Source organism: Methylobacterium sp. M6A4_1b (assembly GCF_053345175.1).
Genome location: NZ_JBKEZQ010000001.1, coordinates 103,586 through 128,276, shown reverse-complemented (window position 1 = coordinate 128,276; position 24,691 = coordinate 103,586). Strand labels below are relative to the sequence as shown.

Genomic DNA, 24,691 nt, shown 5'->3' with positions numbered 1-24,691 from the left:
CGCCCCCATGCGGCGCTTCCGGCAGGATCGGTCCGGCGCCATGGCGGTCGAGTTCGCCATGATCCTGTTTCCGCTCTGCATCCTCGTCTTCTTCGTCCTGGAGAACGCGCTCGTCTTCTGGGTGACGTCCGCCCTGGACAATGGGCTCGACGCCTCGATGCGGCAGTTCTACGTCCAGTCCGGCGCCTCGGCGACGTCGCTGCTCGACTCCGTGCGCAGCGAGGTCTGCCGCCAGGTCAATCCGTTCGTGCGTTGCGAGAATCTGAAGGTCGACATCGGCGTCTACGACAGCTTCACGCGGATCGACCGCAGCAGCCCCATCGACGCGGCCTCCGGAACCTGGCGGGCGAATTTCGGTGTGCAGCACGGCTGCCTCACCAAGGGAAGCGTGGTGGTGGTCCAGGCCGCCTTCGCCCAGCACACCTTCCAGAAGTTCGGCGTCGTGAAGAACCAGTTCCAGGACGGCAGCTGGCTCATCAACGCCACGGCCGTGCTGCAGCTCGAAGGCAACTCCACCGGCGGCAGCGGCTGTTGAGGCATGCCCGTCGTACCTCCTCGCCCCGTGATCGCGATCCGCCGGATGAAGGAGGGCCTCGCCCTTCGTTTCGCCCGGGCCGAGGAGGGCGTCGCCATCCTCGAATTCGCTCTGATCGTGCCGGTGCTGCTGCTGATCTACTTCGGGACGGTGGAGCTCACGAGCGTGATGCGCAACGTGCGCAAGGTCGACATCCTGTCCCGCACCATCGGCGACACGCTGTCCCAGCGCACGATCCCGACGGCGGCCGAGGTCAACGACGTCTTCCAGGTGGCGCCCATCGTGCTCGCCCCCTTCGAGAGCGGCGGTGTGCAGATGACGGTGAGCGCGGTCGGGGTCGTCGGCGACGGCGAGACCGGCCCGCTCCAGGTCTGCTCCAGCGTGGCCGCATCGGGCTCGCCGGTCCGGGCGGCCGGGACGCCGGCGCCCGTCGCCGAGGCCGACAGCATCCAGCCGAAGGGGACGCGCATGCTCCTCGTGGAGATCAGCGCCACCTACAAGCCGGTGGCCGGCTCGGCGTTCTTCAAGGACGGCGCCGGCTTCGCCATCACCCGCAAGACCCTGTGGCCAGTCCGCTACGGGCGGCGCTACGCCAGCATGAGCCCGGAGGTCGTCCTCGGGAACGGCATCTCCTGCCCGCCGCGCTGACGGGGCGGAAGGGCCGCATCCCTCGCGGGAAGCCGCCCGTCGGCAGACCTTGGCCTATTGCGTGAGCTGGGTGTCTGCGGAACTCGGGCCGACGCCGGCGGGCACCGGCACGTCGGTGCTGCCGTAGCGGGCGTTCAGCATCAGGTTGGGGCCGTCGTAGAGGTTGATCGTCCGGGCGATGATCACCGTGTAGGCCGACTGATCCGCGACTGGCTTCTTGGAGTCGATGATCAGGCGCCCGACAGGCAGGTAGATCGTTCCCAGGAGCGTGCGGGCGTTGTCGCTGATGATCCGGTACTCGCGCAGGGCGACGAAGCCCCCGGGGGCGGGCTTGGCCTTGCCCTTTCCGCCGAGCGGCAGCGGCAGGATGGACGGAATGGTCGCAGCGCGGTCCTCGAAGAACAGCAGCCCGGCCAGGGGGCCGTCCTTCGGCGCGGTGAGGCTGACGATACTCTTCTCGTCGAAGAGCAGGCCGCCACGCACGCCGGTGAAGTAGAAGCCCGTGTTGACGCCGCTCAGGCTGGCGTCCTTGTCGACCACGAGGGGTCCGTCCTTGAGGATGTAGATCCCGGGTTGCAGCGTGACGATGGCGCCCTTGGTGACGTGCAGGCCGCCGCAATAGGTGCCGGGCTGCAGGGTGACGATCCCGCTGACGACGTTGACGCCGTAGGTCGGGTCGTCGATGCCGTCGACGAACTTCTTCGGATCGACGAAGAAACCGAGGCTGACGCACGAGCCCGGCATCGGCCCCTGCCGGTCGATCAGCGGATCGCGCAGGGCCGGGCAGCCGGTGGCTGGCGGCGGCGTGAAGTTCGCGCCCGAGCCGGAATAGCCGCCGGCCGAGCAGGTGGAGAGAGCGGTGGCCACCGCCGCGTTCTCGCCCTGGATGCCCTCGGGGTTGGCGGAATTCGAATAGAGCGAGCAGTCCGTGGCGGTGATGCGGGCCGCGCTCTCCAGGTGGAAGGCGCCCGCCGCCTGGCGGTCGAGGGCGAGCAGGCACAGCCGGGTGGTGCCGGCGAGCTTCGCCGTCGAGGAGACGCTGACCTCGAGGCTCGGGATGTTGAGGAGCTTGCCGAAGGACAGGGCGACCTGCTCGGTGAGCGTGAGGCGGACGCCGGAATGGTTGTTGAGGACTTCGGCCGTCACGGCTGGGGGCGCCGCGCTGCCGCTGCGGGCCTGGGCCAGTGCCAAGGTCTTGGCCGTGCGGATCGCCGCCGCATCGTCGGCATTGGCGAGCTTGAACTGGTTGACGCCCGCGATGCTGCCGCTGTCGGCGGCGCGTTGAAGCTCGGCCCGGCGCTTGACCAGGGAGGCGTAGTCGATGGCCACCGCGCTCAGGCCGGTCAGGATCGGGAACATCAGCGCGACGATCACGAGGACGCCGCCGCTTCGGTCGCGCTTCAGCCGGGCGAGGAGGGGGAGAACGTTGCCGATCGTCATGGCGCGGTCATGTCTTGAGCCGGGTTTCCAAGGGCTGAAGCCGATCGTCGCGAGTCCCGCACATTCCGTACGGAACGGGGGTCGGCGCGTCAGGATGCGAGCCGAGCCGCGCCGGGATCCCCGTTCCCGGCCGCCGCCGCGCCGGTCTGCAGGGACGGCTGGCCGTGCGCTCTGAGGAAGGCGTCGACGCAGCGCGGGTCGAAATGCGTGCCGGCCTGTTCGCGCAGGTAGGCGAAGGCGTCGCCTTGAGACCAGGCCTGCTTGTAGGGCCGGTTCGAGGTCAGGGCATCGAAGACGTCGGCGACGGCGACGATGCGACCGCTGAGGGGGATCGCCTCGTCGCGCAGGCCCCAGGGATAGCCGGTGCCGTCCCAGCGCTCGTGGTGGGTGGCGGCGATCTCCGCCGCGACCTGCACGAGGTGGGACGAACTGCCCTCGAGGATGCGGCGCCCGCGCTCGGCATGGAGTTCCATCTCGCTGCGCTCCACCGGCGTGAGCGGGCCGGGCTTGAGCAGGATCGCGTCGGGCACGCTGATCTTGCCGACATCGTGCATGGTTGAGGCGAGGCTGAGTTCGCGGATCTCCGCCTCGGGGAGCCCGAGGGCCCGGGCCGTGACGGTGACGTAGGCGGCCACCCGGGCGACGTGGTCGCCGGTCTCGGTGTCGCGGTGCTCGGCCGCCTTCATCAGCATGGTGACGATCTCGCGCTCCCGCGCCTCGATCACCGCGGTCGCGGCCTTGACCTCGCGGTCGAGCCAGGCGGCGCGGTCGCGCTGCTCCAGGCGCGCCCTGTTGAGGGCCAGGAGGTTGGTCACCCGCGCCCGGACCTCGGAGGCCTCGAAGGGCTTGCCGATGAAGTCGGTGACGCCGCTCTCGAGCGCTTCGCGGCGCAGTTCGCGCGCGTTCATGCTCGTCACCATGACGAAGGGCACGTGCGCGAAGCCCGGGACCGCCTGCGCGGCCTTCAGGAAGGCGAGGCCGTTCATGCCCGGCATGTCGAAATCCGAGATCGCCACCCCGATCGCCTCGGCCTCCGCGCGGACGAAGGCCAGCGCCCGAGCCGGCTCGGTGAACGCGACGGTCTCGCAGCCCGGCAGGCCGCGAATGGCTTCGCCCATCAGGACGTTGTTCAGCGGATCGTCGTCGAGGATCAAAACATACATTAAAACTCAACCATCCGACGCGCGCCCTAACCTCGGTTTATGGGGCATGCTCCTCTACAAAAGGTTGAAGTGATCTTCCTACTGTATTGGGATCGGTGCTTTTCGCAGGGGTTCTGTTCCCGGTTCCACCTCTGCGTGTTCCGACGATTCGCGCGACGGGTCCGAATGGAAAGGGGCCGGATACGAGGCGCGTGAGCCTCGCATCCGGCCCCCGAGGCCGTGTCATCGGGAGAGGACTATCCTACTCGGCGGCGATCTGCCTGGGCCGGACCGCCTCGACGCGGGCGGCGCAGAACTTGAACTCCGGGATCTTGCCCATGGGGTCGAGGGCCGGGTTGGTCAGGAGGTTGGCGGCGGCCTCGGCGTAGCAGAAGGGCATGAAGATCATGCCCACCGGCACGTCGCGGTCGGACCGGACCTTGAGCTCCACCGCGCCGCGGCGGGTCTCGAGGCGCATGGTGTCGCCGGGTTCCAGACCGAGCCGGTAGAGCTCCCGCGGCGCCATGAAGGCGACCGCCTCCGGCTCGAGGGCGTCGAGGACGCCCGAGCGCCGGGTCATCGATCCGGTGTGCCAGTGCTCCAGCACCCGCCCCGTCGAGAGCACCATCGGGAACTCGGCGTCGGGCACTTCGTCCGGCGGCACGACGTTGGCCGGGACGATCTTGGCCCGCCCGCTCGCCGTCGGGAAGCCGGCATAGAAGATGATCTCGTTGCCGGGTTGGTCGGGACCGTCGACCGGGTAGGTCACGGCGCCCTCGCGCTCCAGCCGCTCCCAGGTGATGTTCTTCAGGGACGGCATCACCTGCGCCATCTCGGCGAAGATCTCGGCCGGGCCGGTATAGGTCCAGTCGAGGCCCAGCCGACGGGCGAGTTCCTGCAGGATCCACCAATCCTGGCGCGCGTCGCCGGGCGGCGGAACCACCGGCTTGGCGATCTGCACGCGCCGGTCGGTGTTGGTGAAGCTGCCCGCCTTCTCGGCGAAGGCCGAGGCCGGCAGCACAACGTCGGCGTGGAAGGCGGTCTCGGTCAGGAACAGGTCCTGCACCACGAGGTGATCGAGCATCGCCAGGGCATGGCGGGCGTGGTTGAGGTCGGGGTCCGACATCGCCGGATTCTCGCCCTCGACGAACATGCCCTTGATCTCGCCCGCATGGATGGCGCGCATGATCTCGACCACCGTGAGGCCGTTCTTCGGATCGAGGGACTGGCCCCAGAACGTCTCGAACAGGTCGCGGACGGTCTCGTTCTCCACCGACTGGTAGTCCGGGTAGACCATCGGGATCAGGCCGGCATCGGAGGCGCCCTGGACGTTGTTCTGGCCGCGCAGCGGGTGCAGGCCGGTACCGGGGCGGCCGATCTGGCCGGTGGTCAGCGCCAGTGCGATCAGGCAGCGCGAGTTGTCGGTGCCGTGAACGTGCTGGCTGACGCCCATGCCCCAGAAGATGATCGAGGCGCGGGAGCGCGCGTAGAGCCGGGCGACCTCGCGCAGGGTCTCGGCGTCGATGCCGCAGACGGGGGCCATCTTCTCCGGCGTGAACTCGACGATGCGCTCCCGCAAGGCCTCGAAGTTCTCGGTGTACCCGGCGATGTACTGCTCGTCGTAGAGCTTCTCCGTCACGATGACGTTGAGCATCGCGTTGAGCATCGAGACGTCGGAGCCCGGCTTGAAGGCGAGGTGCTTGTAGGCGTGCCGCGACAGGACCTGCCGGCGCGGATCCATGATGATCAGCTTGGCGCCGCGCTCCTTGACCGCGTTCTTGATGAAGGTCGCGGCCACCGGGTGGTTCACCGTCGGGTTGGCGCCGATGATGACGATGACCTCGGCGTCGAGGGCCGCCGAGAAGGGGGCCGAGACGGCGCCGGAATTCAGGCCCTCCATCAGGGCCGCCACGGAGGAGGCGTGACAGAGCCGCGTGCAATGGTCGACGTTGTTCGAGCCGAAGCCGAGGCGCACCAGCTTCTGGAAGAGATAGGCCTCCTCGTTCGAGCCCTTGGCCGAGCCGAAGCCCGCCAGCGCCTTGCGCCCGACGGTGTCGCGGATGTGCTTGAGGCCGCCGGCGGCGCGCTCCAGCGCCTCCTCCCAGGTCGCTTCGCGGAAATGGGTCCAGGGGTTGGCCGGATCGACCTGGTCGTTGGCGTCCTTGCCCACGTTGTCGAGGCGGATCAGGGGCTTCGTCAGACGGTGGGGGTGGTGGACGTAGTCGAAGCCGAAGCGGCCCTTCACGCAGAGGCGGTTCTGGTTGGCGGGCCCGTCACGCCCCTCGGCGTAGACGATCTTGTCGTCCTTGACCTTGTAGGAGACCTGGCAGCCGACGCCGCAATACGGGCAGAGGGAATCCACCTCGCGGTCGGGATAGACGGTGCGGGTCTGGCTGTCGTCGAGATAGGCCGCCGGCATCAGCGCGCCGGTCGGGCAGGCCTGGACGCACTCGCCGCAGGCGACGCAGGTCGACTGGCCCATCGGGTCGTCGAAGTCGAACACGGGTTTGGCGCCGGACGAGCGGTAGGCCATGCCGATGACGTCGTTGACCTGGACCTCGCGGCAGGCGCGGACGCAGAGGTTGCACTGGATGCAGGCATCGAGGTTCACCCGCATGGCCGGGTGGCTCCAGTCGCCCTCCCAGCGCTGAGCTGCCGGGAAACGGCTCTCGGTCACCGCGACATGGTCGGCCTGCGCCCAGAAGTGCGAGGTCGGATCGTGCGAGATCTCACGGGCCGGCTGGTCGGCCACGAGGAGCTCCATCACCATGGCGCGCGCCTTGGCCGCCCGCTCGGAGGCGGACTTCACCTTCATGCCGACGCCCGGCACCCGCTTGCACGAGGCGGCGAGCACGCGCTCGCCCTCGATCTCGACCATGCAGGCGCGGCAATTGCCGTCCGGCCGATAGCCCGGGGCGGGCTTGTGGCAGAGGTGTGGGATGTGGGTGCCCAGGCGCTGGGCGACGGCCCAGATCGTCTCGCCGGGAGCGGCCTCGACCTGCTGTCCGTCGAACTCGAAGATGACGCCGGGGATGCCGGCCGGCATCTCCTTGAGGCCGAAGGTGCCGCTCGGGGCCGGACCCGCCTGGCCGCCGGACTTGGCGCCCTCGGAATAGGTGCTCCCGGCGCCCGGGTTGGCGCCGTCCGCCCGACCGCCCGCGTCCTGCGGGCCGGTCGGCGTGGTGGCGTGGGCTCCGTTGAGGCCCGAGTTCTGTGTGCCGCTGCTCATGGTTCCGCTCCAGTCATGGTGCAGGAAAATCGGGGCGCCGGAAAACCGGGCTGCGGGCAGCTGCCGCCGGGGGCAGCCGCGCCGTCGGGTTCAGGGTCGGATCGCTACTCGGCCGCGATCCGCTGCGGCGACGGGAAGAGATCCGGGAAGTACTTGATCACGGTGGTGAGCGGGTTCGACGCCGCCTGACCCAGGCCGCAGATCGAGGCATCGCGCATGCACTGCGAGAGTTCGCCGAGGAGATCGGTGTCCCACACGTCGTTCTCCATCATCACGCGCGCCTTCTGCGTGCCGGAGCGGCAGGGGGTGCACTGTCCGCAGGATTCGTCCTCGAAGAACCGCATCAGGTTCAGGGCCGCGCCGCGCACGTCGTCCTGGTCCGACAGGACGATGACCGCGGCCGAACCGATGAAGCAGCCGTATTTCTCGAGGGTGCCGAAATCGAGGGGGATGTCGTCCATGCTGGCCGGCAGGATGCCGCCCGAGGCGCCGCCGGGTAGATAGGCCGCGAAACTGTGCCCGTCGCTGATGCCGCCGCAATACTCCTCGATCAGCTCGCGGATGGTGAGGCCGGCGGGGGCGAGCTTGACGCCCGGCTCCTTGACGCGGCCCGACACCGAATAGGAGCGCAGGCCGACCCGGCCGTTGCGGCCGTGGCCCTTCCACCACTCCGCGCCCTTCTCGATCAGGTCCCTGACCCAGTAGAGCGTCTCGACGTTGTTGATCAGGGTCGGGCGGTTGAACAGGCCGACCTGGAACGGGAAGGGCGGCTTGTGCCGCGGCAGCCCGCGCTTGCCCTCCAGGGACTCGATCAGCGAGGATTCCTCGCCGCAGATATAGGCGCCCGCGCCTCGGCGCAGGTGGACGCGCGGTCCCCCGGCCGGGAGCCGGGCGATCTCGCGGGCCAGGATCTCGCGGGAGATCGGATATTCGTCGCGCAGGTAGATGTAGACGTCGTCCGCCTCCACCACGTGGGCGCCGATCAGCATGCCCTCGAGGAAGCGGTGCGGATCGGTGTTGAGGTAGAGCTGGTCCTTGAAGGTTCCGGGCTCGCCCTCGTCGCCATTGACCGCCATGAGACGGGGACCGGGCTCGCCGCGTACCGAGCGCCACTTGCGCCCCGTGGGGAAGCCGGCGCCGCCGAGCCCGCGCAGCCCGCCGTCGTCGAGGACCTGCAGGATCGCGTCGACGGCGAGTTCGCCCGAGCGCAGGCGTTCGAGGACGGCGTAGCCGCCGCCGGCCCGGTAGGCATCGTAGTCGGGATAGGCCGGCAGATGGGCGTGGGTGTCCCCAGCCTCCACCGCCGCCGTGACGCTGGCGACATCGGCCTTGAGCAGGAAGTTGTGGCCGACCTCGACCGCCGGGGCGTGGTCGCACAGGCCGACGCAGGGCGCGCGCACGACGCGGACCCCGCTGCCGAGAGTTGCGCGCAGGGCCTCCATCAGGGGCTCGGCGCCGAACATCGCGCAGGTGAGGCTGTCGCAGACCCGCACGGTCAGCGCCGGAAGGTCGGCGTCGCCGTCCTTCAGCACGTCGAAATGCGCGTAGAACGTCGCCGTCTCGAAGACCTCGGCGAAGGCCAGACCCATCTCGTCTGCCAGCGCCGCGAGATGGGCGGCGCTGATCTGTCCGTAGGTGTCCTGGACGAGATGGAGGTGCTCGATCAGCAGGTCCCGCTGCCGCGACCGGTCGCCCAGAAGGCGCTCGATCTCGACCTTGGCCACGGGCTCGACCTGCCGCCCCTTGGGGACGGGCCGGGCCCGATTGCGTCCCTTGCCGGGATGGTCGAAGCGGCGAACCTCGCCAATGTCATGCGCGCTCATGCGATCATCCTACCCCTTTGGTATTTAAAATACCAGATTCTGCGCGGTGTTCTTATAGGCCTCCCCTTAGCAGCACATCATAAAAATTCGGAAGTGAATTTGGTCGCGCGTCACTGGCCGCCATAGGCGCGCAGCGGACGTCCGGCCTCCGAGCGCTGGACGAAGGCCGGTCTTCCGTTCGCCGGCAGATCCGCGAGTCTTGGACCGACCACGGCACCCAGCTTGAGTTCGAACGCATCGAGGGCTTCGTTGGCCCGTTTCACTGCGTCGGCCGCCAGGGATGCTGAGTGCGGGTGGTCGAGACCGGCTCGGCGTAACGTCTCGCGCACCGCGTCGAGCAGTTCCGGCGTCAGCGGCGGCGCGGCCTCGTCGGCGTAGCCTCGCGCCACCAGCTCGGCCCAGTTGGCTGTGGAAGAGGTCTGGGATTCGGTCATCGATGCGTCTCCAGGTCGCGACTCTCGGAGCACCAACGCGCGACGCGGCCTTTCAGCCGCGCGTCAGTAGCCGCGCATTCGGTCGAGGCCGGCTGGCACCCGGCCCGTCCGACGGAAGTCGGCCACGGCGTCGGCGACGATGGCGGCGGCCGAGGTCATGTCCGTCGGTGCCGCGACGTGGGGCAGGATCGTGATCCCGGGATGCGTCCACAGGCGGTGTTCCGGAGGCAGGGGCTCCACGGGGAAGACGTCGAGGATCGCGTGGCGGAGGGCGCCCGTGTCCAGGGCGGCGAGGAGGTCGTCCTCGACGAGGTGGGCGCCACGCCCGAAATTCACCAGGGCCGCGCCGGGTGGCAGCTGCCGGAAGACGTCCGCAGCGAGGATGCCACGGGTGTCCGGCGTCAGGGGCAGCAGGTTGACCAGGATGTCCGCCACCGCGAGGCTCTGCGCCAACCCCTCGGGACCGCCGGCGACCGGGATCGTTCCGTGCGGGGCGCCGGACCGGCTCCAGCCCCGAACGGGGAAGCCGATGGTGCGGAGCAGATCCGCCGCGGCGCGACCCATCTCCCCGAGGCCGAGGATCGTCACGCGTCGCGCGCTCGCCGGGCGGACCGGGTGCTGGCGCCACGTTCCGGTCCGCTGCTGCGCCGCGTAGCGCGGGAAATCGCGGTGGAGGGACAGCACCGCGGCCGCCACCGCCTCCGCCATGGCCCGCGCCAGGGTCGGATCGACGAGGCGCCGCACCGGCACGTCGGGCAGCGTGTCGTCCAGGACGAGCCGGTCGACGCCGGCCCACAGGCTCTGGATCCAGCGCAGTTTGGGAAGCCCGGCAAGGGCTCCCAGCGGCGGATTCGCCACGATCGCGACCTCCGCCATCAAGGCCTCGGCGCTGTCCGACATCGTGAGAAGGCGCTCCTCCGGCATGGCCGCGCCGAGGGCGTCGCGCCAGCCGGCTTCCTCTTCGGCGGGGAGGCTGGTCACGAGAAGCAGGGGGGCTGGCATGGGATCGGATCTCCTCGGGGGCATCGCGCCGCGACGGGATCACCCCGCGACCGGCACGGCGTCAACGGAGCGGCTTGACCTCGCTGGTATGAAGCATGCCTGATCGCGAGCCTCACCGGTCAGCGTCAGGATTCCATGTTCAAGCCCGCGCTCGTCTCCAAATCTGCGCTCGTCTCCAAGTCCGCGCTCGTCTCCAAGCCCGCGCTCCTCGTCGCGCTCGCGACCACGCTCGCCCAGGCCATGCCTGCTTCGGCGCAGAGCCCGGGCGACGCGCCGTTCCGTGTCGAGGAGGCGACGATCGCCGGGCTCCACGAAGCCCTCGCCGCCGGGCGCATCACCTGCCGAGGTGTCGTCCAGGGCTATCTCGACCGCATCGCCGCCTATGATCAGGCCGGCCCGAAGCTCGCGGCGGTCCGGGCGGTGAACCCGCAGGCCCTGGCGCAGGCCGAGGCCTACGATGCGGACCGCGCGGCGGGCGCGGCCAAGCCCCTCGGCTGCGTGCCGCTGCTGCTGAAGGACAACTACGACACGGCCGAGTTACCGACGACCGGCGGCTCGGCTGCCTTGGCGGGTGCGCAGCCGGCGCGGGACGCCACGTCGGTGGCCCGCCTGCGCGCCGCCGGCGCCATCGTACTGGCCAAGGCGAACATGCAGGAATTCGCCCTCGGCGGCGTCTCGGTGAGTTCGCTGGGCGGCCAGGTCCGCAATCCCTACGACCTGACCCGTACGCCCGGCGGTTCCAGCGGCGGCGTCGGCGCGGGCATCGCCGCCGGCTTCGCCCTCGGGGGCCTCGGCAGCGACACCGTGAATTCGATCCGCTCGCCGGCCTCGGCCAACAATCTCGTGGGCCTGCGCGTCACGCAGGGGCTGATCAGCCTCGCGGGCATCATGCCGGTCTCGAAGACGCAGGACGCCATCGGTCCGATCACCCGAACGGTGGCGGATGCGGCGGCGCTGCTGCAGGCGATGGCGGGAACCGACCCGGCGGATCCGCTCACCGCCGCGGCGGCCGGCAAGGTCGCGCAGGCCTACGCCGACGCGCTGAAGCCCGACGCCCTGAAGGGTGCGCGGCTCGGCGTCGTCACCGCTCTGTTCGGGACCAAGCCGGAGCATGCGGCGGTCAATGCCGTCATGCAGCGGGCGCTCGACGCCCTGGAGGCGGCGGGCGCCGTCCTGGTGCGAATCGACGATCCGACCTTCGAGGCCGACGCCCTCAACCGCGACGACGACGTCCAGACCTACGAATTCAAGGCGCTGATGAACGGGTATCTCGCCACGATCCCAAACGCGCCGCACACGGATCTCGCCGGCATCCTCGCCTCGGGCCAGTTCCACCGTGCCGCCCTCGAGAAGTTCCTGACGGCGGCGGAGGCGCGCCGGGACGGCATGGCGGAGCCCGAGTACAAGGCGCGCCTCGGGCGGATCGCCGACCTGAAGGCGCATGTCGCCGAGGTCTTCGCGACCCGGAACCTCGACGCCCTGGTCTATCCGCTGCAAAAGCGGCTCGTGGTTCCGATCGGCGAACTCAATCAGGCGGACCGCAACGGGATCGTCGCCGGGCTGACGGGCTTTCCGGCCATCGACGTCCCGGCCGGGTTCTCGACGGCCACCGAGACGGCGCCGGAGGGTGTGCCGGTCGGCATGGACCTGCTCGGCCGGCCCTGGAGCGAGGCGAAGCTCCTCGGCCTCGCCTACGCTTTCGAGCAGGCGACGAAGCCGCGCCGCCTGCCGGTCGCCACGCCGGCGCTCGGCGCGCGCTGATCAGGCCGCCAGGGTCGGGGCCGGCACCAGATCGCGCACCCGCCACATCGCCCGCGCGAGATGCGAGCGATAGGGCGCGAAGGGGAGGGCGCAGGCCGCTGTGTCGGTACAGCCGGTCAGGCGCCGAAGGCTGCCCACGGCGGCGACGTCGCCGGCCGGCCAGATGTCCGGGTCGCCGTAGTGGAAGATCCCGATCATGTCGGCGGTCCACTGGCCGACGCCCTTGATGCTCCGCAGGATCGCCGAGCGTTCCGGGTGAGGCAGGGTGGCGAGGGTCGGCCCGAACAGGCCCGCCTCGTCGGCCGCGCGGATCGCCAGCACGGCACGGACCTTGGCACCGGAGAGGCCGCAGCCGCGCAGGGTCTCGCCATGCGCTTCGACGAAGAGGTCGCGGGGCGCGAGGTTCCGCAGGAGGGCCGCCGCCTCGACGCGCCCCCAGATCGCCGCAGCGGCGCGGATCGAGAGCTGCTGGTTGACGACCTCGAGGGCGAGGCGGTCGGCGACATGGGCGTGGGTCGGCGGTTCGACCGGCACCGGCCCGATGCGCATCAGGGCGTCGTGCAGGGACGCGGACACCTCCCGGGCGGCGGCCAGGAGGTGGGTGTGCGGATCGGGGTCGGGCGTCATGTGGACAGGCAGCGACGGACGTCGAATGGCCTCGGCCCCGAAAGCGGGGCCGAGGCGGTCGGCTCAGCGGTCGCGGCGCTCGCGCGTGGTGGTGGTGCGCTCCTCGCGACGCTCGATCCGGTCTTCGCGGCGATCCGGGTCGACGCCGAGAACGCCGCCGACGGTGCCGGTAGCCGCGCCGACGGCGCCGCCCACCACGCCGCCGATCGGGCCGGCCGCACGGTTGCCGTCCTCGACGCCGCGCTCGGCGCCCCGGACCGTGCCCTGGGCCTGGGCCGTGCCGGCGAGGGCGACGGGGGTGAGCAGGAGGGCGGTGGCGATGACGAATGACTTCATGAAAGGGGCCTCGCTTCGATGGTTCGGAAAGGCCGGTCACGCCGTCGCGACCGGTTCGGCATGTCCCATCAACGGCCGAGACGCGGAAAGGTCACAAAATTCGTTGGATCGGGTGGGGAAGGACGAGGGGTGAGACCGCCTTCCGGCGCCTCGACGCACGTCTCTCAGCGCCGGGAGGTCGGCCGGGGCTTCAGGTCGTCGAGGGCGTCGGCATTGGCCCGGCCCCAGGCGTAGAGAAGCTCCACCGGCTCGACGAAGCGGCCGCCGAGGGCGGTGAGCCGGTACTCCACCGCCGGCGGCACCGTGCCGGCCACGTGCCGGGTGAGCAGCCCGCTCGCCTCCATATCCCGCAGGGTCTGGGTGAGCATCTTCTTCGAGATCCCGGGCAGGCTGCGTTGGAGGATTCCGGTGCGCGCGCAGCCGGCATGGCGGGCGTGCAGCGTGTGCAGCACCATGCTGGTCCACTTCGTCGCGAACAGTTCGAGGACCCGGCGCGGCGCACAGTCCTCGCGCCAGTCCTCGTCCCCGCTCCGCCTGTCCATCGTGGTTACCTTCAGGTGCCTATGACCCCAATCGGTGCCGTCTGGTCAGGGGCGGACTGTCTCCATAGGTCGGTTCGAGATCAAGACGGAGACTTTCATGACCCGAACGGCCCTCATCGCCGGCGTCAGCGGCATCGTCGGCAACAACCTCGCCCGCCACCTCGTGTCGGAGGGCTGGTCCGTGACCGGTCTCGCCCGACGCCCGCCCGCCGACCTGCCCGGCGTGACGCCGGTGGCCGCCGATCTGCTCGATCCGACGCGCCTGCGCGCCGCGCTGGCGGAGGTCCGGCCCACCGACGTCTTCATCACGACCTGGCTGCGTCAGGAGACGGAGGCCGAGAACATTCGCGTCAACGGCGCGATGGTCCGCAACCTCCTCGACGCCCTCCGGCCTAACGGTGGTGTGAAGCATGTCGGGCTGGTCACCGGGCTCAAGCACTATCTCGGGCCTTTCGAGGCCTACGGGAAGGGCACCCTGCCGGCCACGCCGTTCCGCGAGGACCAGGGCCGCCTCGACGTCGAGAACTTCTACTATGCGCAGGAGGACGAGGTCTTCGCCGCCGCCGAGCGGGACGGCTTCGGCTGGAGCGTGCACCGGCCCCATACCATCATCGGCTTCGCGCTCGGCAACGCCATGAACATGGGCGTGACCCTGGCGGTCTATGCCAGCCTCTGCCGCGAGACCGGCCGTCCGTTCCGCTTCCCCGGCTCGGCCGCCCAGTGGAACGGGCTCACCGACATGACCGATGCGCGGGTCCTGGCGCGGCAGCTCGCCTGGGCCGCGACCACGCCGGCGGCGCGCGACGAGGCCTTCAACATCGTCAACGGCGACGTCTTCCGCTGGAGCTGGATGTGGGGCCGCATCGCCGACTGGTTCGGCGTCGAGCCGGCGCCCTTCGACGGCTCGGTCCTGCCCCTGGAGCAGCAGATGGACGGGGCCGCCCCGCTCTGGGCCGAACTCGCGGCCCGGCACGGCCTGAGGCAAGCCGATCTCGGGCGCCTCGCCTCGGCCTGGCACACCGATGCGGATCTCGGCCGCCCGATCGAGGTCGTCACCGACATGAGCAAGAGCCGGCGCCTCGGCTTCCTCGACTACCAGGCCACCGACGACGCGTTCTTCGACCTGTTCGCGCGTCTGCGGGCCGAGCGGGTCATCCCCTGATACCCGCGGCGGGTCCCGCGACTTGGCGGCCCGGCCGTTCGGCTCCATCATCGCCAGAGCCCTCCGATCCCGGGACCCCGATCCGATGAAGCCGTTCGACTGGACCACCGGCTACCCCACCGTGCGGATGCCGATCTTCGGCCGCAACATGGTCTCGACCTCGCATGCGCTCGCGGCCCAGGCCGGCATCCGCATGCTCTGGCAGGGCGGCAACGCGGTGGACGCCGCCATCGCCACCGCGGCGGCCAAGACCATCACCGAGCCCTGCAGCAACGGGCTCGGCTCGGACGCCTTCTGCATCCTGTGGGACGGCCGGCAACTGCACGGGCTCAACGCGTCCGGCGGCGCGCCGGCGGCCTGGACCCCCGACTACTTCACCCGAAAATACGGTGCGGCCGAGCGGCCGCCCATGCGGGGCTGGGATTCCGTCACGGTGCCGGGTGCGGTCGCGGCCTGGGTGGCCTTGAGCGAGCGCTTCGGAAAGCTGCCCTTCGCCGATCTCCTGCAGCCCGCCATCGACATCGCCGAGCGCGGCTACCTCGCGCCGGTGGTGGTGCAGCAGAAATGGGCGGCGGCCGCCCGGGTCGCGGACCTCGTGCGCCAGCCCGGGTTCGCCGAGACCTTCCTGCCCCGCGGCCGCGCCCCGCAGGTCGGAGAGCGCGTTACCCTGCCGGGCATCGCCCGGGCGCTTCGGGCGATCGCGCAGACGAAGGGGCGGGCCTTCTACGAGGGCGAGATCGCGGAGGCCATGACCCGGCACGCCGCGGCCCATGGCGGCGCCATGACGGTGGCGGATCTCGCCGCCTTCCGGCCCGAATGGGTGACGCCGACGGCCAAGGACTACCGGGGCTACACGCTCCACGAGATCCCGCCGAACGGGCAGGGCATCGCCGCCCAGATCGCCCTCGGCATCCTCGAATCCTTCGATCTCGTCGGCTTGTCCGTCGACGGGCCGGAGGCGCAGCATCTGCAGATCGAGGCGATGAAGCTCGCCTTCGCCGACACCTATCGCTACGTCGCCGACGCCCGCACCATGGAGGTGACCCCGGAGGCGATGCTCGACCCGGCCTATCTGGCGGCGCGCGCGAAGCTGATCGACCCGCGCCGTGCCCAGGATTTCGGCGCCGGCAATCCGGTCCGGGGCGGCACGGTCTATCTCACCGCCGCCGACGAATCCGGCATGATGGTGAGCTTCATCCAGTCGAACTTCATGGGCTTCGGCTCCGGCGTGGTGGTGCCCGAATGGGGCCTCTCCCTGCAGAACCGCGGCTACGGTTTCGTGCTGGACGCGGCGAGCCCCAACGTGGTGGCGCCGGGCAAGCGGCCCTTCCACACCATCATCCCGGGCTTCCTCACGCGCGGCGGCGCGCCGGTGATGAGCTTCGGCGTGATGGGCGGCAACATGCAGCCCCAGGGGCACCTGCAGACCCTGGTGCGGATGATCGACCACGGCCAGAACCCCCAGGCCGCCTGCGACGCGCCGCGCTGGCGGTTCAATGCCGGCCTGGAGATCAACGCGGAATCCACGATGCCGGCCGCCACCTTGCAGGGTCTGGTGGAGCGCGGCCACCGGGCCGACGTGATCCAGGACAGCTACCAGGATTTCGGGGCCGGCCAGTTCATCTGGCGCATGGGCGACCCCGGCACCGAGGGCTATGTCGGCGCGAGCGATCCCCGGCGCGACGGGCAGGTTTCGGTGTGGTGAGGGCGGGTCGTTGCCAAGCGGTCCGCTGGCACAGATAATGTATACACTTTTGGACGTGCCGACCGGATCGAACCTGCCGCGCGCCCTGCGCGGACGAGCATCGAACCCGTACGGTCCCTGACCCGAAGGACATTGGATGCTGCGTCTGTTCGCTGCCTGCCTCGCCGTGGGGGCTGTCTCGCTGTCGCCCGCCCTCACCCGCTCCGCCGAGGCCCAGACCCTGCGCTTCGGCCTGATGGAAGACCCGGACGCCCTCGACCCGACGCTCGCACGCACCTTCACCAGCCGCATGGTCTTCGCCGCGATGTGCGACAAGCTCGTGGATATCGGCCCCGACCTGAAGCCGGTGCCGCAGCTCGCCACCAGCTGGAGCCTCTCGGAGGACCAGAAGACGCTGACCATGACCCTGCGGCCCGGCGTGCTGTTCCACGACGGCGAGAAACTCGACGCTGCGGCGGCGAAGTACAGCATCGAGCGCCACCTGAAGCTGCCCGGCTCGCAGCGGCGCGGCGAGATCGCGCCGATCGACCGGGTCGAGGTGGTGGACGACCTGACCTTCAGGATCGTCCTCAAGACGCCGTTCGCGCCCCTGATGGCGCAGTTCACCGATCGCGCCGGGATGATGGTCTCGCCCAAGGCCGCCGAGCGCCTGGGCGACAAGTTCTCCACCGCGCCCGTCTGCGCCGGGCCGTTCAAGTTCGTCGAGCGGGTGCCGCAGGACCGGATCGTGGTCGAGCGCTTCGACGATTACTGGAACAAGGACCAGATCCACCTCAAGCGCATCGAGTTCCGGCCGATCCCCGACGGCACCGTGCGGTTGACGAACCTCCGCGCCGGCCAGCTCGAACTCCTCGAGCGCCTGACCCCCACCGACCTGCCGCAGGTGACCCGCGACCCGAAGCTCAGGGTCGGGTCGACCATCGAACTCGGCTTCCAGTCCATCGTCTTCAATCCGAACCGGGCCGGCTCGGCCTTCGCCGATCCGCGCGTCCGGGCCGCCTTCGATCTCGCCATCGACCGCAATGCCCTGAACCAGGTGGTGTTCAGCGGCGAGTTCCTGCCCGGCAACCAATGGGTCTCGCCCAGGCATCCGGCCTACGTGAAGGACTATCCCCTTCCCAAGCGGGACGTCGCCAAGGCCAAGGCCCTGCTGGCGGAGGCCGGCGTCCCGAAGCCGTCCGTCACCTTCACGGTCTATGCCAACAACGAGGCGCCGCAGGTGGGACAGGTCATCCAGGCGATGACCCGCGAGGCGGGCTTCGACGTGAAGCTCCAGGCCACCGACTTCACCACCGCGCTGGACGCCGCCGACAAGGGCAACTTCGACGCCTACCTCTACTCCTGGAGCGGCCGGCCCGACCCGGACGGCAACACCTTCAGCTTCCTCGCCTGCAAGACGCCGCTGAACTACGCCCGCTACTGCAACCCGGACGCGGATGCCGCGCTCGGTGCCGAGCGCGCCACGGTCGATCCGGCCCAGCGCGCCGAGGCCTGGAAGACGCTCGCCGACCGGGTGATGGCCGACCGGCCGCTGATCTACCTGTTCCACCGCAAGCTGTTCTGGGCCTACAGCACCAAGCTCGCCGGCTTCACGCCCTATCCCGACGGCCTCGTGCGCTTCACCGGCCTCAAGCTGAACTGAGGCGGGAGCCCGGCCGATGCTGCGCTTCCTCGTCCAGCGCCTGGCGCTCGCGATCCCCACCCTGGTGATCGCCTCGATGATCATCTTCACCCTGCAGCAATTGCTGCCGGGGGACACGGCGACCGCCCTGTCGGGCGAGGAGCGCGACCCCGAGGTCATCGCCTTCATCCGGCAGAAGTACCACCTCGATCAGCCGCTTCCCGTGCGCTACGCCCTCTGGGCCGGCGGCGTGCTCCAGGGCGATCTCGGCGAGTCGATCCGCCTGCAGAAGCCGGTCATCGACCTCGTCGTCGAGAAGCTGCCGGTCACCCTCGAACTCGCGTGCCTGGCCATGCTGGTGGCCCTCGTGATCGGCGTGCCGATGGGCATCCTCTCGGCGGTCAAGCGCGGCACAGCCGCCGACACCCTGGCCAACGGCATCGCCCTGTGGGGCCTGTCGGTGCCGAACTTCTGGCTCGGCATCCTCATGATCCTGCTGTTCTCGGTCCAGCTCGGCTGGCTCCCGGCCTCCGGCTACGTCTCGCCCTTCGAGAGCCTGTCCGAGAACCTGCGCTCCATGGCGATGCCGGCCTTCGTGCTCGGCAACGCCATCGCGGCGGTGATGATGCGCCACACCCGGGCGGCGATGCTGGGCGTGCTCGGCTCGGACTACGTCCGCACCGCCCGGGCCAAGGGCGTCCCGCCCTTGGCGCTGATCCTGCGCCACGCCCTGCCCAACGCCGCGATCCCGATCATCACCCTGGGCGCCCTCGAATTCGGGCAGCTCCTCTCCGGCGCGGTGCTCACCGAGCAGGTCTTCTCGGTGCCGGGCTTCGGCAAGCTGATGGTCGATGCCGTGTTCAACCGCGACTACGCCACCGTGCAGGGCGTCGTGATCTGTACCGCCACCACCTACGTCCTCCTGAACCTCGCGGCCGACCTGCTCGCGGCCTTCGTCAACCCGAAGCTGAGGCGCGCGTGAGGATGGGCTGGTCATGGTTGATACAAGGCGCGTCGCAGACTGACGCGCCTCTCCTACCCCTTGCGGAGAGGAGCCGGGGGTGGTTCCGCCAGCCTCAACCGGCGGAGGGTCATCCAACCACCCCCACCCTCGATCCCTCCCCGCAAGGGGGAGGGAAGGGGGCCGTTTCCGGCGATGATATGAGCAACGGAAGCGGCGCCCGATGACCAAGGCCGCCATCGCCCCCGCCGGCGTCGCCCTGCCGGCCGCCGAGCCCGTCCCCCGCGCCGAGCCCGGCCCGATCCGCGAATTCTGGGCCCGCCTGACCGCCCGGCGCAGCGCCATGCTGGGCCTCGTCATCGTTGTGGCGCTGATCGTGATGGCGGTCTTCGCCGATTGGATCGCGCCCTACGATCCGATCGCCACCGACTGGGGCGCGATCCGCACCGCGCCGAGCTGGGCGCACCCGTTCGGCACCGACGAGGTCGGGCACGACGTGCTCTCGCGCATCGTCTTCGGGGCGCGGGCCTCCCTGGGGGCCGGCCTGACCTCGGTCGCCCTCGCGGTCGCCCTCGGCCTCCCGTTCGGGCTGCTCGCCGGCTATGCCGGCGGCGTGGTCGATCTGCTGATCATGCGCCTGACCGACGCGCTACTGGCGATCCCGTTCCTGATCCTCGCCATCGCGCTCGCCGCCTTTCTCGGCCCGAGCCTGACCAACGCCATGGTGGCGATCGGCCTCTCGGCGACCTCGACCTTCGTGCGCCTGACCCGGGCGCAGGTGCAGGCGGTGGCGGCGGAGGAGTTCGTCGAGGCCGCGCGCGCGGTCGGCAACCCGCCCTGGCGCATCGCCATCCGCCACATCGTGCCCAACATCGTGCCGGCGATCCTGGTCCAGGCGACCCTGACCATCGCCGCGGCGATCATCGCCGAGGCCAGCCTGTCCTTCCTCGGCCTCGGGCAGCAGCCGCCGGAGCCGTCCTGGGGCTCGATGCTCAACGTCGCCAAGAACTTCCTCGAGCAGGCGCCCTGGATGGCGATCTGGCCCGGCGCCTCGATCTTCCTCGCGGTGCTGGCCTTCAACCTCCTCGGCGACGGCCTGCGCGACGCCCTCGACCCCCGGCAGAGGACCTGACGATGGGACAGGACCGGGAATCCCTGCTCGACGTCCGCGACCTCGCCGTCGCCTTCGATAGCGAGGGCGGCGCGGTACACGCGGTCAACGGCGTGTCCTACACGCTGGCCGAGGGCGAGACCCTCGGCATCGTCGGCGAATCCGGGTCCGGCAAGAGCGTCCACGTGCTGGCGATGCTGGGCCTGATCCCGCGGCCGCCCGGCCGCATCACCGGCGGACAGGTGCTGTTCGAGGGCCGCGACCTCCTGCGCCTGCCGGAGCGCGAGCTGCGCAAGGTGCGCGGCGGGCAGATCGGCTTCGTGTTCCAGGATCCGATGAGCTCGCTCAACCCCGGCATGACGGTGGCCGCGCAGATCGTCGAGCCCCTGCGCATCCATCTCGGCCTCGACGGCCGCGCGGCCCGCGCCCGCGCGAAGGATCTCCTCGACCTCGTGCGCATCCCCGATGCCGGCGCGCGCCTCGACCAGTATCCGCACGAGTTCTCCGGCGGCCAGCGCCAGCGGGTGATGATCGCCATCGGCCTGTCCTGCCGCCCGAAGCTCCTCATCGCCGACGAGGCGACGACGGCCCTCGACGTCACCGTGCAGGCCGAGATCATCGCCCTGGTTCAGGAGCTCAAGCGCGAGATCGGCATGGCGATCGTCTGGATCACCCACGATCTCGGGGTGGTGGCCGGCATCGCCGACACCGTGCAGGTCATGTATGCCGGCCGCATCCTCGAGCGCGGCCCCGTGGACGACATTTTTCGCGATCCACGGAGCGCGTATACGCTCGGCCTGCTGCGCTCGCTGCCCGACCTCAGCCGGGGCCGGGCCGGGCGCCGGCGCCTGCACCAGATCGAGGGGGCGCCGCCCGACATGCGTCATCCGCCGCCGGGCGACCCCTTCGCCGCGCGCAACGCCTACGCGACGCCGCGCTGCCTCACCGAGGCGCCGCCCCTGGTCCAGGCGCCCGGCGCCGCGCCGGGCCATCTCGTGGCGGCCTGGTACGACCTGCCGGCGCGGCTCGCCGCCGAGGAGGGGGCGCGATGAGGCCGGAGCCCGCCGACCGCTACCCGCTGCTCTCGGTGCGGAATCTGAGCAAGCACTACCCGCTGCGCAGCTGGTGGGGCGGCAAGGGCTCGGTGTTCCGGGCGGTCGAGGATGTCAGCTTCGACATCCGGCCCGGCGAGACCCTGGGGCTGGTGGGCGAGTCCGGTTCTGGCAAGTCCACCATCGGCCGCGCCGTGACCATGCTGAATCCGCCGAGCGCCGGCACCGTCGCCTTCGAGGGCACCGACCTCGCCAAGCTCTCCGCCGGGGAGATGCGCCGGATGCGCGCCCGCATCCAGATGGTGTTCCAGGACCCCTACGCCGCCCTCAACCCCCGCATGAGCATCGGCGACTACGTGGCCGAGCCGTTCCGGCTGCACAGGCCGGAGAAGGCGCGAGCGGAGCGCCGCGACGAGGTCGAGGGCCTGCTGGCCCGGGTCGGGCTCGATCCGCGCTTCGCCCGGCGCTACCCGCACCAGTTCTCCGGGGGCCAGCGCCAGCGCATCTGCATCGCCCGCGCCATCGCCCTGAAGCCGAGCTTCATCGTGGCCGACGAACCCATCGCCGCCCTCGACGTCTCGATCCAGGCGCAGGTCGTCAACCTGCTGCAGAACCTGCAGGACGAGCTCGGCATCTCGTACCTGTTCATTTCCCACGACCTGCGCATGGTGCGCTACCTGTGCCAGCGCGTCGCCGTGCTCTGGCACGGCCGCGTGGTCGAGCTCGCCGAGGCGGATGCCCTCTACGAGGACCCGCGCCACCCCTACACCCGGCGCCTCCTCAGCGCCGTGCCGGTGCCGAACCCGGTGGAAGAGCGCGCCCGCCTGCGCGCCGCCTCCCTTCTGCCCCCCGCCGACCCGGATGCCACCGGCGGCCTGGTCGAGGTCGCCTCCGGCCACTGGGTCGCCGACACCCGCTATTCCCGACGCGCCAAGGACCCGACGCCGTGAGAGACTTCTCCAAACCGGGCCGCTCGCCCGTCTATGCCGCCCATGCCGCGGTCGCGACCTCCCATCCTCTCGCCAGCCTGACGGCCATCGAGATCCTGAAGGCCGGCGGCAACGCCGTCGACGCGGCCATCGCCGCGGTGGCCGTGCAGGGCGTGGTCGAGCCGGCGATGACCGGCATCGGCGGGGATTGCTTCGCCCTCTACGCACCGAAGGGCGCCTCCGTGCCGATCACGCTGAACGGCTCCGGCCGCAGCCCGGCCGCCGCGCACGATGCCTGGTACGTGGAGAACAAGGTCGCCATCGAGGCGACCTCGCCGCATGCCGTCACGGTGCCGGGCGCCGTCGCGGCCTGGGCGCGGCTGCTCGCCGATCACGGCACCCGCAGCCTCGGTGAACTGCTCCAGCCCGCGATCCGCTACGCGGAGGAGGGCTATGCGGTGCAGCCGCGGGTCGCCTACGACTGGGCCCGCAACCGGGACAAGCTGCGCGCCGATCCGGGCTCGGCCGCCGCCTATCTCGTCGACGGCGAGGCGCCCGGGGTCGGCACGACCATGCGTCACCCGAAGCTCGCCGCAACCCTGCGGCGCATCGCCGAGCACGGCGCGCCGGGCTTCTATGAGGGGCCGGTGGCCGCGGACATGGTCGCGCGCCTGCGCGAACTCGGCGGCCTCCACACCCGGGAGGATTTCGCCGGCGCCGCGCCCGAATACGTGACGCCGATCTCCACCCGCTATCGCGGCTACGACGTCTACGAATGTCCCCCGAGCGGGCAGGGCCTCGCCGCCCTGATGATGCTCAACGTGCTCTCGCAATACGACGTCGGCGCGTTGACGGAACTCGACCGGGTCCACCTCTTCGCCGAGGCCTGCAAGCAGGCCTACCACCATCGCGACGCGCTCTTCGCCGATCCGGTGGTGCACGCCGTTCCGGTCGAGCACCTGCTCTCCCAGGCCTGGCAGGCCCGGGCGCACGGCGCCATCGACATGACCCGGGCGCAGGCTCCCGTGCTGTGGCCGGAGATCCGCCACACCGACACGGTCTATCTCTGCGTGGTCGACCGCGACGGCAACGCGATCTCGCTGATCAATTCGATCTTCCAGGGCTTCGGCAGCGGCATCACCGCACCCGAGAGCGGCGTGCTGCTGCACAATCGCGGCTTCTCGTTCCGGGTCGAGCCCGGCCACCCGAACACCATCGCGCCCGGCAAGCGCCCGATGCACACGATCATCCCCGGCATGCTGATGCGCGACGGCGCGGTGGTGGCGCCCTTCGGCGTGATGGGCGGGCACTATCAGGCCATGGGCCACGTCGAGTTGCTGACCGGCATCATCGACCGGGGCCTCGACGTGCAGGAGGCCCTCGATGCGCCGCGCAGCTTCGCCTATGGCGGCGGCGTCGAGTTCGAGGACGGCTTCGGCCCGGGTCTCGCCGAGGGCCTGGCCGCGCGCGGCCACGTCACGGTGCCGGCGCCCGTCCCGATCGGCGGCGGCCAGATCATCTGGATCGACCCCACGACGGGCCTGCGCGCCGCCGGGTCCGATCCACGCAAGGACGGTTGTGCCCTCGGCTACTGAGCCGTGGGAGGCCGGCTCAGGGGTAGCGCACCGGGGCCGGCTGCTCGGGCAGGGGGATGAACTCGGACTCGCCCGGCACGGTGTCGAAGCGGGCCTGGCGCCAATCCTCCTTGGCCTGCTCGATCCGCTCGGGCCGCGAGGAGACGAAGTTCCACCAGAGATGGCGCGGGCCGTCCATCGGCTCGCCGCCCAGCACCATGAAGCGGGCGGCCTGCGTCGCCCGCACGCTGATCCGGTCGCCCGGCCGGAACACGAGGAGCTGGCCCGGGCCGAACCCGTCCCCGGCGATCTCGATGGCGCCCGAGACCGTGTAGATCGCGCGCTCGTCGTAGGTCGGGTCGAGGGGCAGGACCGCGCCGGCTTCGAGCATCACGTCGGCATAGACCATCGGGCTGGAGGTCCGCACCGGAGATTTCGCGCCGAAGGCCTCGCCGGCGATCAACCGGACGGTCTTGCCCTCGCCGCTGACGATCGGCAGCGCCCCGGCCTCGTAATGCTCGAAGGCCGGCGCGGTCTCCTCGTCCTTGCCGCTCAGCGCCACCCAGCTCTGGAGGCCGAACAGGGTCGAGCCGGTCCTGCGCAGGTCCGCGCCCGTGCGCTCGGAATGGGTGATGCCGCGCCCGGCCGTCATCCAGTTCAGCTCGCCCGGCCGGATCGGCAGCTCGGTGCCGAGGCTGTCCCGGTGCATGATCTCGCCCTCGAACAGGTAAGTCACCGTCGAGAGGCCGATATGCGGGTGCGGGCGCACGTCCATGCCCTGGCCGAGCAGGAACTCCGACGGCCCCATCTGGTCGAAGAAGATGAACGGGCCGACCATCCGGCACTCGGTCGAGGGCAGGGCGCGCCGGACGGCGAAGGAGCCGAGGTCCCGCGAGCGCGGCACGACCAGGGTCTTGATCGCGTCGCAGGTGAAGTGGTCGCCCGGGACCGGGTCGTCCGCACTGTGCCAGCTCATCCGAAAATCTCCTGCGCGATCCCATCCGGGCGGATCGGCCCGCCCGTCCCCGTCAGCCTTAGCATGCGCACGCGGCCGCGG

21 protein-coding genes are annotated in these 24,691 nt (G+C 70.5%); 11 read left to right on the top strand and 10 right to left on the bottom strand.

Annotation, left to right across the window (positions count from 1 at the left end; all coding sequences use genetic code 11):
- Positions 1–40 precede the first annotated feature (40 nt).
- Positions 41–535 carry a TadE family protein gene (locus ACLBWX_RS00615; RefSeq protein WP_447675164.1) on the top strand — a complete coding sequence of 165 codons (495 nt, stop codon included), beginning with the start codon at positions 41–43 and terminating at the stop codon, positions 533–535.
- A 3-nt stretch (positions 536–538) separates the two neighbouring features.
- Positions 539–1,183, top strand: coding sequence for a TadE/TadG family type IV pilus assembly protein (locus ACLBWX_RS00610; RefSeq protein WP_447675163.1), 645 nt, complete (start codon positions 539–541; stop codon positions 1,181–1,183).
- 54 nt (positions 1,184–1,237) lie between these two features.
- Here the strand turns inward: ACLBWX_RS00610 and ACLBWX_RS00605 are convergent, their stop codons facing one another.
- The 6 genes from ACLBWX_RS00605 to ACLBWX_RS00580 all read right to left on the bottom strand — a co-directional run bounded on the left by ACLBWX_RS00605 (position 1,238) and on the right by ACLBWX_RS00580 (position 10,253).
- Positions 1,238–2,623 carry a pilus assembly protein TadG-related protein gene (locus ACLBWX_RS00605; RefSeq protein ID WP_447675162.1) on the bottom strand — a complete coding sequence of 462 codons (1,386 nt, stop codon included), beginning with the start codon at positions 2,621–2,623 and terminating at the stop codon, positions 1,238–1,240.
- An 89-nt stretch (positions 2,624–2,712) separates the two neighbouring features.
- The gene (locus ACLBWX_RS00600; protein ID WP_447675161.1) at positions 2,713–3,786 is read right to left on the bottom strand and encodes an HD domain-containing phosphohydrolase; all 1,074 of its coding nucleotides are present in this window, start codon (positions 3,784–3,786) and stop codon (positions 2,713–2,715) included.
- A gap of 241 nt (positions 3,787–4,027) precedes the next feature.
- Complete coding sequence (gene fdhF, locus ACLBWX_RS00595; protein WP_447675160.1) at positions 4,028–6,994, bottom strand: formate dehydrogenase subunit alpha; 2,967 nt, start codon at positions 6,992–6,994, stop codon at positions 4,028–4,030.
- Between the two features lie 104 nt (positions 6,995–7,098).
- Entirely contained in the window at positions 7,099–8,817 is a 1,719-nt protein-coding gene (locus tag ACLBWX_RS00590) for an NAD(P)H-dependent oxidoreductase subunit E (RefSeq protein ID WP_447675159.1), read from the bottom strand.
- Between the two features lie 110 nt (positions 8,818–8,927).
- Complete coding sequence (locus ACLBWX_RS00585; RefSeq protein WP_447675158.1) at positions 8,928–9,251, bottom strand: hypothetical protein; 324 nt, start codon at positions 9,249–9,251, stop codon at positions 8,928–8,930.
- A 63-nt stretch (positions 9,252–9,314) separates the two neighbouring features.
- Complete coding sequence (locus ACLBWX_RS00580; protein ID WP_447675157.1) at positions 9,315–10,253, bottom strand: 2-hydroxyacid dehydrogenase; 939 nt, start codon at positions 10,251–10,253, stop codon at positions 9,315–9,317.
- A gap of 135 nt (positions 10,254–10,388) precedes the next feature.
- Between ACLBWX_RS00580 and ACLBWX_RS00575 the strand changes: the two genes are divergently transcribed.
- A complete protein-coding gene (locus tag ACLBWX_RS00575; RefSeq protein WP_447675156.1) occupies positions 10,389–12,014 on the top strand; it encodes an amidase family protein in 1,626 nt (541 codons plus the stop codon).
- Here the strand turns inward: ACLBWX_RS00575 and ACLBWX_RS00570 are convergent, their stop codons facing one another.
- The 3 genes from ACLBWX_RS00570 to ACLBWX_RS00560 form a co-directional block, all read right to left on the bottom strand.
- Positions 12,015–12,641 carry a DNA-3-methyladenine glycosylase family protein gene (locus ACLBWX_RS00570; RefSeq protein ID WP_447675155.1) on the bottom strand — a complete coding sequence of 209 codons (627 nt, stop codon included), beginning with the start codon at positions 12,639–12,641 and terminating at the stop codon, positions 12,015–12,017.
- A 63-nt stretch (positions 12,642–12,704) separates the two neighbouring features.
- Entirely contained in the window at positions 12,705–12,977 is a 273-nt protein-coding gene (locus tag ACLBWX_RS00565; RefSeq protein WP_447675154.1) for a hypothetical protein, read from the bottom strand.
- 164 nt (positions 12,978–13,141) lie between these two features.
- Positions 13,142–13,519 carry a winged helix-turn-helix transcriptional regulator gene (locus tag ACLBWX_RS00560; protein ID WP_447675153.1) on the bottom strand — a complete coding sequence of 126 codons (378 nt, stop codon included), beginning with the start codon at positions 13,517–13,519 and terminating at the stop codon, positions 13,142–13,144.
- Between the two features lie 97 nt (positions 13,520–13,616).
- Here ACLBWX_RS00560 and ACLBWX_RS00555 point away from each other — a divergent pair, with 97 nt between their 5' ends.
- The 8 genes from ACLBWX_RS00555 to ACLBWX_RS00520 all read left to right on the top strand — a co-directional run bounded on the left by ACLBWX_RS00555 (position 13,617) and on the right by ACLBWX_RS00520 (position 23,655).
- Complete coding sequence (locus ACLBWX_RS00555; RefSeq protein WP_447675152.1) at positions 13,617–14,681, top strand: SDR family oxidoreductase; 1,065 nt, start codon at positions 13,617–13,619, stop codon at positions 14,679–14,681.
- An 85-nt stretch (positions 14,682–14,766) separates the two neighbouring features.
- Positions 14,767–16,386 (top strand): gamma-glutamyltransferase family protein, encoded by a 1,620-nt coding sequence (locus tag ACLBWX_RS00550; protein ID WP_447675151.1) that lies wholly within the window; start codon positions 14,767–14,769, stop codon positions 16,384–16,386.
- Between the two features lie 136 nt (positions 16,387–16,522).
- A complete protein-coding gene (locus ACLBWX_RS00545) occupies positions 16,523–18,028 on the top strand; it encodes an ABC transporter substrate-binding protein (protein ID WP_447675150.1) in 1,506 nt (501 codons plus the stop codon).
- 16 nt (positions 18,029–18,044) lie between these two features.
- On the top strand, positions 18,045–18,989 hold the full coding sequence (locus ACLBWX_RS00540; RefSeq protein ID WP_447675149.1) for an ABC transporter permease: 945 nt from the start codon (positions 18,045–18,047) through the stop codon (positions 18,987–18,989).
- Between the two features lie 202 nt (positions 18,990–19,191).
- Positions 19,192–20,100 (top strand): ABC transporter permease, encoded by a 909-nt coding sequence (locus ACLBWX_RS00535; RefSeq protein WP_447675148.1) that lies wholly within the window; start codon positions 19,192–19,194, stop codon positions 20,098–20,100.
- Positions 20,101–20,102: 2 nt separating this feature from the next.
- Positions 20,103–21,131, top strand: a complete 1,029-nt coding sequence (locus ACLBWX_RS00530) for an ABC transporter ATP-binding protein (protein WP_447675147.1) — start codon at positions 20,103–20,105, stop codon at positions 21,129–21,131.
- Positions 21,128–22,081, top strand: a complete 954-nt coding sequence (locus tag ACLBWX_RS00525) for an ABC transporter ATP-binding protein (protein ID WP_447675146.1) — start codon at positions 21,128–21,130, stop codon at positions 22,079–22,081. The genes ACLBWX_RS00530 and ACLBWX_RS00525 overlap by 4 nt, the downstream gene beginning before the upstream one ends.
- Positions 22,078–23,655: a gamma-glutamyltransferase family protein gene (locus tag ACLBWX_RS00520; RefSeq protein ID WP_447675145.1), complete on the top strand. Its 1,578-nt coding sequence runs from the start codon at positions 22,078–22,080 to the stop codon at positions 23,653–23,655. The genes ACLBWX_RS00525 and ACLBWX_RS00520 overlap by 4 nt, the downstream gene beginning before the upstream one ends.
- Before the next feature lie 16 nt (positions 23,656–23,671).
- Here ACLBWX_RS00520 and ACLBWX_RS00515 read toward each other — a convergent pair whose 3' ends face one another.
- Complete coding sequence (locus ACLBWX_RS00515) at positions 23,672–24,610, bottom strand: pirin family protein (protein WP_447675144.1); 939 nt, start codon at positions 24,608–24,610, stop codon at positions 23,672–23,674.
- Positions 24,611–24,691: the final 81 nt, after the last annotated feature.

Coding starts and splice junctions, on each gene's coding strand:
- ACLBWX_RS00530 (WP_447675147.1), top strand. CDS start 20,103: ATGGGACAGGACCGGGAATCCCTGCTCGACGTCCGCGACCTCGCCGTC.
- ACLBWX_RS00580 (WP_447675157.1), bottom strand. CDS start 10,253: ATGCCAGCCCCCCTGCTTCTCGTGACCAGCCTCCCCGCCGAAGAGGAA.
- ACLBWX_RS00550 (WP_447675151.1), top strand. CDS start 14,767: ATGAAGCCGTTCGACTGGACCACCGGCTACCCCACCGTGCGGATGCCG.
- ACLBWX_RS00605 (WP_447675162.1), bottom strand. CDS start 2,623: ATGACGATCGGCAACGTTCTCCCCCTCCTCGCCCGGCTGAAGCGCGAC.
- fdhF (WP_447675160.1), bottom strand. CDS start 6,994: ATGAGCAGCGGCACACAGAACTCGGGCCTCAACGGAGCCCACGCCACC.
- ACLBWX_RS00560 (WP_447675153.1), bottom strand. CDS start 13,519: ATGGACAGGCGGAGCGGGGACGAGGACTGGCGCGAGGACTGTGCGCCG.
- ACLBWX_RS00590 (WP_447675159.1), bottom strand. CDS start 8,817: ATGAGCGCGCATGACATTGGCGAGGTTCGCCGCTTCGACCATCCCGGC.
- ACLBWX_RS00555 (WP_447675152.1), top strand. CDS start 13,617: ATGACCCGAACGGCCCTCATCGCCGGCGTCAGCGGCATCGTCGGCAAC.
- ACLBWX_RS00540 (WP_447675149.1), top strand. CDS start 18,045: ATGCTGCGCTTCCTCGTCCAGCGCCTGGCGCTCGCGATCCCCACCCTG.
- ACLBWX_RS00525 (WP_447675146.1), top strand. CDS start 21,128: ATGAGGCCGGAGCCCGCCGACCGCTACCCGCTGCTCTCGGTGCGGAAT.
- ACLBWX_RS00565 (WP_447675154.1), bottom strand. CDS start 12,977: ATGAAGTCATTCGTCATCGCCACCGCCCTCCTGCTCACCCCCGTCGCC.
- ACLBWX_RS00615 (WP_447675164.1), top strand. CDS start 41: ATGGCGGTCGAGTTCGCCATGATCCTGTTTCCGCTCTGCATCCTCGTC.
- ACLBWX_RS00570 (WP_447675155.1), bottom strand. CDS start 12,641: ATGACGCCCGACCCCGATCCGCACACCCACCTCCTGGCCGCCGCCCGG.
- ACLBWX_RS00535 (WP_447675148.1), top strand. CDS start 19,192: ATGACCAAGGCCGCCATCGCCCCCGCCGGCGTCGCCCTGCCGGCCGCC.
- ACLBWX_RS00515 (WP_447675144.1), bottom strand. CDS start 24,610: ATGAGCTGGCACAGTGCGGACGACCCGGTCCCGGGCGACCACTTCACC.
- ACLBWX_RS00585 (WP_447675158.1), bottom strand. CDS start 9,251: ATGACCGAATCCCAGACCTCTTCCACAGCCAACTGGGCCGAGCTGGTG.
- ACLBWX_RS00600 (WP_447675161.1), bottom strand. CDS start 3,786: ATGTATGTTTTGATCCTCGACGACGATCCGCTGAACAACGTCCTGATG.
- ACLBWX_RS00545 (WP_447675150.1), top strand. CDS start 16,523: ATGCTGCGTCTGTTCGCTGCCTGCCTCGCCGTGGGGGCTGTCTCGCTG.
- ACLBWX_RS00610 (WP_447675163.1), top strand. CDS start 539: ATGCCCGTCGTACCTCCTCGCCCCGTGATCGCGATCCGCCGGATGAAG.
- ACLBWX_RS00575 (WP_447675156.1), top strand. CDS start 10,389: ATGTTCAAGCCCGCGCTCGTCTCCAAATCTGCGCTCGTCTCCAAGTCC.